The organism is Dolichospermum sp. UHCC 0259 (genome assembly GCF_009711935.1).
Lineage (GTDB): Bacteria > Cyanobacteriota > Cyanobacteriia > Cyanobacteriales > Nostocaceae > Dolichospermum.
The window spans coordinates 1-6,359 of the sequence record NZ_VIKX01000203.1 but is presented as its reverse complement, the minus strand read 5'-3'; the positions used below and the strand labels follow the sequence as shown (position 1 = coordinate 6,359).

Annotated in this window: 7 protein-coding genes and 1 pseudogene; 3 read left to right on the top strand and 5 right to left on the bottom strand. The window is 37.9% G+C overall.

Annotated features, from left to right (window positions below; all coding sequences use genetic code 11):
* Positions 1-237: 237 nt before the first annotated feature.
* The 5 genes and pseudogenes from FJR05_RS16495 to FJR05_RS16475 all read right to left on the bottom strand — a co-directional run.
* On the bottom strand, positions 238-1,461 hold the full coding sequence (locus FJR05_RS16495; RefSeq protein WP_168645105.1) for a ribulose bisphosphate carboxylase small subunit: 1,224 nt from the start codon (positions 1,459-1,461) through the stop codon (positions 238-240).
* Between the two features lie 50 nt (positions 1,462-1,511).
* Positions 1,512-2,948, bottom strand: coding sequence for a BCD family MFS transporter (locus tag FJR05_RS16490; protein WP_168645103.1), 1,437 nt, complete (start codon positions 2,946-2,948; stop codon positions 1,512-1,514).
* 28 nt (positions 2,949-2,976) lie between these two features.
* Complete coding sequence (locus FJR05_RS16485) at positions 2,977-3,399, bottom strand: putative toxin-antitoxin system toxin component, PIN family (RefSeq protein WP_168645102.1); 423 nt, start codon at positions 3,397-3,399, stop codon at positions 2,977-2,979.
* Complete coding sequence (locus FJR05_RS16480) at positions 3,390-3,641, bottom strand: hypothetical protein (RefSeq protein WP_168645101.1); 252 nt, start codon at positions 3,639-3,641, stop codon at positions 3,390-3,392. The genes FJR05_RS16485 and FJR05_RS16480 overlap by 10 nt, the downstream gene beginning before the upstream one ends.
* A gap of 154 nt (positions 3,642-3,795) precedes the next feature.
* Positions 3,796-3,960 (bottom strand): annotated as a pseudogene (locus FJR05_RS16475) (MFS transporter); the annotation flags it as partial.
* A 143-nt stretch (positions 3,961-4,103) separates the two neighbouring features.
* Between FJR05_RS16475 and FJR05_RS16470 the strand changes: the two are divergent.
* The 3 genes from FJR05_RS16470 to FJR05_RS16460 all read left to right on the top strand — a co-directional run bounded on the left by FJR05_RS16470 (position 4,104) and on the right by FJR05_RS16460 (position 6,343).
* Entirely contained in the window at positions 4,104-4,619 is a 516-nt protein-coding gene (locus FJR05_RS16470; protein ID WP_168645100.1) for a GNAT family N-acetyltransferase, read from the top strand.
* Positions 4,620-4,942: 323 nt separating this feature from the next.
* Positions 4,943-5,908, top strand: coding sequence for a DUF1517 domain-containing protein (locus FJR05_RS16465; RefSeq protein ID WP_168645099.1), 966 nt, complete (start codon positions 4,943-4,945; stop codon positions 5,906-5,908).
* A 186-nt stretch (positions 5,909-6,094) separates the two neighbouring features.
* A complete protein-coding gene (locus FJR05_RS16460; RefSeq protein WP_254446969.1) occupies positions 6,095-6,343 on the top strand; it encodes a hypothetical protein in 249 nt (82 codons plus the stop codon).
* Positions 6,344-6,359: the final 16 nt, after the last annotated feature.

Genomic DNA, 6,359 nt, shown 5'->3' with positions numbered 1-6,359 from the left:
TCGGCTTTGTGAAGCATAAAATAAGCTTTTGGCTCACTTTATGCTTCAAGTCACATCAACGGAGGCTTTGCTGCAATTGATTCATGAAGGTTAACTTTTTAGGTATTAGGCGATCGCTATTTCCAATCATATTAAGGCACACCCTAGCCCCCTCATCGCTTGCGGGGTTGGGGGTGGGGTTCTTGTTCCAGGGTTGATGACAATTTGCTGTAAAAAGACTTTTTCAGCAACCCCTAATTATTTACCGTTGGGACGCTGAATAATTGTCTCTACTACTCGTCTTTTTGCTTGTGGGTCAATTCCTACCAAACGCACATATTCACCGTTATATTCAGATAAACAAGATTCTAAAGTAGAAATAGCATCGGAATGGGCATCAATATTAAAAGCACCGCAACTTTGCCAAGAACCTGTCCGAAACCGCCGTTCATCAACGTGTTCAATGGCGATTTTACAACCTTGAGATAAAATTTGGCGAACTTGTTCTTGCGTTTCTAAACTTAAATGAGTAGGTTGATTAATCGTAGGTTTACTAACTGGACTTTCCACAACAGGTAAACTTGCTTGAGAAGCTTTACCGCGATTTAAACGATTATATTCATCTACTAAATGAGAAGTTTCTACCCGTTTTTGTTCACCCACCATAAATTTGCCAGACTCAATTAAATGAGAGAGAGTAAAATCTGGCTTTTTAAATGCTGGTGGACCCTCCAAACTATTAACAACTCGTAAAGAGACATTCTCAAACCCAATTTGATGGATAAAATTCCGAATTTGTTCATCATAAATTCGAGAACGCAAAGCACTGAAAAAGTCAATAGATTGATGGGGAAAAGTATCAACTAATTGGGTGATTTCTCGGTCTGAAAGTCCATCAGGTGCAAAAATTCCCCCCACAATTCCTACTTTATCATCGCGGTTTGGTTCCCAATAAAATTTATCCATTCTCCCATCACGAATTAATGGTGCATAGAGAGTAGAAAAATCATTGCCGGTGACAATAATGGGTACACGACATAAAGGATTAGAATCATAACTTCCCGGTAACTGCACATCTGTGGGATTATCAGCAATATTCATTAATGTGGCATTTACCAACTGAGTATTTACTGTATATTGAGTTCCTTCGTCAAAACGTCCCGCACCGGCATCTAAATCATTAATCATCAGTACGCACATTTTCCCCCGTACTTTGATTAATTCTGCTGTTTCTCGATAACGTAATCGAATTAACCGTGCAGGATCTCCCGCGTCTGGACTTTCTAATTCTCCTCCAGATATTAAGGTGACTTCGATACCCATTTTTTCAAAGACTAATTCGCATTGAAAAGTTTTTCCCTCACCTTTGCGTCCATGAATACCTAAAATTAAAGGAACGCGAATCCCTGGAATATTTAAGAAATTTTTGGTGATATGAACTGCAAGTTTATCTAGAAAACTGGGTGCAATGTAGTAACTCATAGAATGTATCCCTGGTTATGTTTTAGTTATCAATTGTCAGTTGTTGGTTTTTAATTATCTAAATCACTTTCAAGAACAGAGGCTAAAACTTGTTTAGTATTGGTTTGAAATTCTGTAACATTGACTCGATTTAAAAACCAAATTGATATCAACATTCCCACAGCTTCTAATAGAAATACCATGCCATAGGCTAAGACTAAATTATTTGGTAGTAAATTGCGTCCTATATCTAAAACAGTACCACCAATTATAGTTGCTATGCCTCTAGATAAAGACTGGGCAAGTCCCCAAGCACCAATAAAAGTACCGGCAGCTTCGGCAATTGTTAAGTCTAACATTAAAGTTACTGCTGCGGTAGTGACAAACCCAGTAGATAAACCAAATACAACTAAAGTTGACTTGAGGAGAGATGGATTTGCGGAAAATCCAGAAAACCCGATTAATAAAGCGGACACTGCTACTAAAATACAACCTAACTTTATAGTCCTTTTTTTACCCAAACGAGGAACAATGAAAAAACCTGTAATTCCATAGGAAATTAATATCCCCGTACCGTAAAAAACGTTGAGTTTGGTACTTTCTGCTAAGGGCATTTTAAATACTTGCCCTGCAAAAGGTTCTAAAATGGGATCTTGCATAAACAAGCTGATAGTCATCACTAATAAAAATGTGAAAAACAAGCCTGTTTGTGGACTAGCTGTTAAAATTTTCCAAGCACCTTTTAAGGTTATACCATCTTCTCGGTTGCCTCTATTGGCACGGTTCAAGAAACGGGAATATTTTTTTTCAACCCCTATAGTTGCCACAATTGCTAAACTAAAAACGATGCTGGGAACAATTATAAACAGACGATTAATTGCCGCTTGTAAAGTTTCTAGAGGTGCGTCTGTGCTTAATTGTTTTAATAAACTGGAACTGATAATTGCTCCAACTATAATCCCTACCATTAACATTGACCAAACAATACCCACAACTTGGGAACGGTTGTCTTCTTCGGAAATATCAACTAATAAAGCTGCAAATGCTGTACCACTGGCACAAATTGCTAAACCGTAAATTGCGAACACGAAACAGAGAACCGCTGTCCAACCGATGGTTTGGGTAGTCCATGTCCAGCTATCACTAAGATTAGCGGCATTTAACTGCCACATTACTTGTACCGCTAAAAATGCTGCGATCGCAAATATTCCTGCTCCTCCCCACACATAAGCCGTGCGATGATAACCTAAGAAGGGTTTAGCGTCGGACATTTGCCCAAATAAAATCCTGGTCGGTGCGATAAAATAAGGTATTGCTAATACTAAACTACCTATAGTGGCTGGAATGGCGATTTCCTGAATCATGACTCGGTTAAGCACTCCCAGAGTCAAGATAGCCATCATACTCAACCCCATTTGAAACAATCCTAGCCGAAACATCGTCAAAATCTTGACCTTGGGGATAGATAAGGATTGATTTAGGGTGTCAAATGTATCATCCATTGTCATAACTGCTTTTTTGTTATTAAGAATTTCATTAAGTTAATGATTCAGACAATATCAAAGTAAGGAAATCTGTTGCATTTAAAACTGCAATACCTTCATAACTAACTAAAGGTAACAAATGTTTTTTATCACCTGTAACAATGTGAGTTGCATTCGCCAAAACTGCACATTCCAAAACCATATTATCATCTGGGTCAGTAGTCAGAAAATTCAAAGTATTAGTAATTGTTACTAATCTGAGAAAACTGAGTAAATCAGCTATTGTATCAATTACTTGAGTATCTGAAAATTTTAACTTCTGCTGCAATTTTTCTGTAACTTCCTCAAGTATTTCTGGACATATCACACCTTCTATTATACCGCTACGTGCCAATTCAAGACAGCGGAAAGGCTTGCTTCTCCAACCAATACCAGAGAGCAAAACATTTGTATCAAATACAACTATCAAACGCACTGTCTATCCTCATGCACTAAATCATCTATAAATGATTCACGTTCATCTTCAGACATAGTATCCCAATTTAAACCACGTCCAGTACATAAGTTATGTAGTTGAGTTTCAGCATACTCCATGCGAGACTCACGCCCATTTTCACTTTCCCTAGCTAGTTCTAACAAAACTACCCGTTTACTTTCTGGTGGTAGCTGTTTGACTAATTCAATAATTTGTGATTCACTCAATGTCAATATTGGCATGATCATTACCTCCAACTTTAGTTTACTTTAGTAGGGTGTGTTAGCGACAGCGCAACCTGACGCATTTGTTGGGTTTCATACCTCAACCCAACCTACAAATCAAGACTAATAAAGCTGCAAATGCTGTACCACTGGCACAAATTGCTAAACCGTAAATTGCGATTTCCTGAATCATGACGCGGTTAAGCACTCCCAGAGTCAAGATAGCCATCATACTCAACCCCATTTGAAACAATCCTAGCCGAAACATCGTCAAAATCTTGACCTTGGGGATAGATAAGGATTGATTTAGGGTGTCAAATGTATCATCCATTGTCATAACTGCTTTTTATCTTGTTTTCTAAATAGTAGCACCCTCCGTATATTTCCAAAATCAAATATGAGTTCTATATGATCTCAATTAAATGGTAAATTAATTTTAGAATCATCAGATTTAATTTTCATTAGAATATAATTTTCTCTATGAATAATTCATCAATTACCATTACTCAGTTATTAGATACAAATTTGGCAGAACTCAGAAAAATCAGTCGAGAGATTTGGTATAGTCATTATTCGACAATTCTCAGCCATGCACAAATTGAGTATATGCTTACTAAAATGTATGGAATAGGAGTAATTGAAAACGAAATTTATCATCAAGGGATATTTTATGATCAAGTTTTACATAATTCTAAATTAGTTGGTTATTTATCTTATGGTTCAGAAACGATAAATAATATAAGTTATTTAAAACTACATAAATGTTATTTACTACCATCACTGCATGGTTTTGGCTATGGTCAAAAGATGTTATTTCATGTTTGCCAAAAAGCCCAAGCAATGAACCTAAAACAAATAATCCTCAATGTCAATAAAAGGAATGAAAAGGGCATTAAAGCCTATTCTCGATTTGGATTTAAAATTATTGATAGTCAGATCAAAGATTTTGGAAGTGGATTTGTATTGGATGATTACATCATGGGTTATGATATTTGAATAATTCCATAATTTGTGATTCACTTCATATTAATAAATTATCCAAATTACGAAAAAGGGAATAGGTAAGAAAATAAAACAATACAATTTAGGGCGGGGTTTCCCCGCCCCTACATTAGTTTGGTATCACTAAAAATGAGAAATTATTAATTGATTCTAAAGTTTTTCGATTCTCAAGATATTTCCTTGTACGGTTATCAACGCCAGAAATCTCTCCCTATTTCCACCCTAACCAAGAAAAGAAGCGGTAGATTAGAGATAGTGTTACTTCTTCAAAACCGGGGAAGTAATTATAAAAATACAGTTGTCGCCATAAATGTCTTATGAGTAAAAAAATACAAGGATTCCTCAAACCCCTATTAAAAACCGTCTTTATCTTTAGCTTAGTGCTAACCTTAGCTTTCAGTCATGCTAATGATGCCTTAGCAGCCCGTAGTGGTGGCAGAATTGGTGGTGGTTCTTTTAGAATGCCTTCTAGCCGCACTTATGCACCCCGGACAAGTATGCCAGGTAATGGCGGCTACTATGCCCCTTATGGCGGTGGTTTTGGCTTTCCGTTTCTTTTACCCTTATGGGGTTTCGGCGGTGGTTTTGGTGGGTTGTTTGGGATTTTAATCTTTTTTGCAATGGCGAATTTTTTAGTCCAAACCTTTCGCCGTGTTACCAGTGGAGAAACAGAAGAAGTCAGCTATAGCAGCAATCCCTCCGTGTCTGTCACCCGGTTACAAGTTGGTTTATTAGCCCAAGCCAGAGATTTGCAACCCGAACTAAATCGCATTGCGGAAACTGCTGATACCAACAGCCCAGCCGGAAGAAGCGAAATTTTACAAGAAGCTAGTTTGGCCTTATTGCGTCACCCTGAATACTGGGTATATGCAGGTGGGGGAACTCAACAAGCAAAACTAAATTCCGCAGAATCCCAATTTAATCGTTTATCTTTAGCTGAACGCAGTAAGTTTAGCGAAGAAACTCTCTCTAATGTCAACAACCAACTCAAGGCTGTTTTAAGTAAAGATGCTTTACCCGGTGAAGTGGATAACCCTACTCGCTTGATTAGTGAAGGTCCTGGAGAATATATTATTGTCACCTTATTAGCAGCAACTTTGGGTAAATGTGAAATTCCCGCTATTAATAATGCTGATGATTTACGTCAAGCCTTACGTCAAATTGGTGGTCTTTCCGGTGAACAACTGTTAGCAATTGAAGTTTTGTGGACTCCCCAAGCAGAAGGAGATACACTGACATCAGATGATTTGTTTGCGGAATATCCTGATTTGAAATTGGTTTAATTCGGGATACATTTTCCCCGGCGATGAAATGGAAATTTGGCGTTGGTGAATGAAGGTATGATTTTATCAGGCTTCGCCCCGCTTCGCTAACACGCAGAGGCGCAGAGGCGCAAAGAGTAAGAGTTTGAGAAATAGAATGTTTGAATTGCATACCTAAATTCAGCAACGCCGGAAATTGGAGGTTTAATGATGAAACCTAATTTTGTTCAAATGTCGAGGTCTGAGTTGAAAGACTATGTACGTAAACATCCCAATGATTGGGAGGCTTTGAATATTCTAGTGAGTCGTCGTACTCCTGACTCAGAAGCTACATGGTATGCGCCAATGGTGACAGCAGAAGGTATACCAATAGAAGAGAATGTTCGATTAGCAGAAGAAGCTATTCAGGAACGAATTGTAGTTTTTCACTCTCCCCCCACTTTCGAGAGTTTATAGGGTAGGTAGAAGTAGG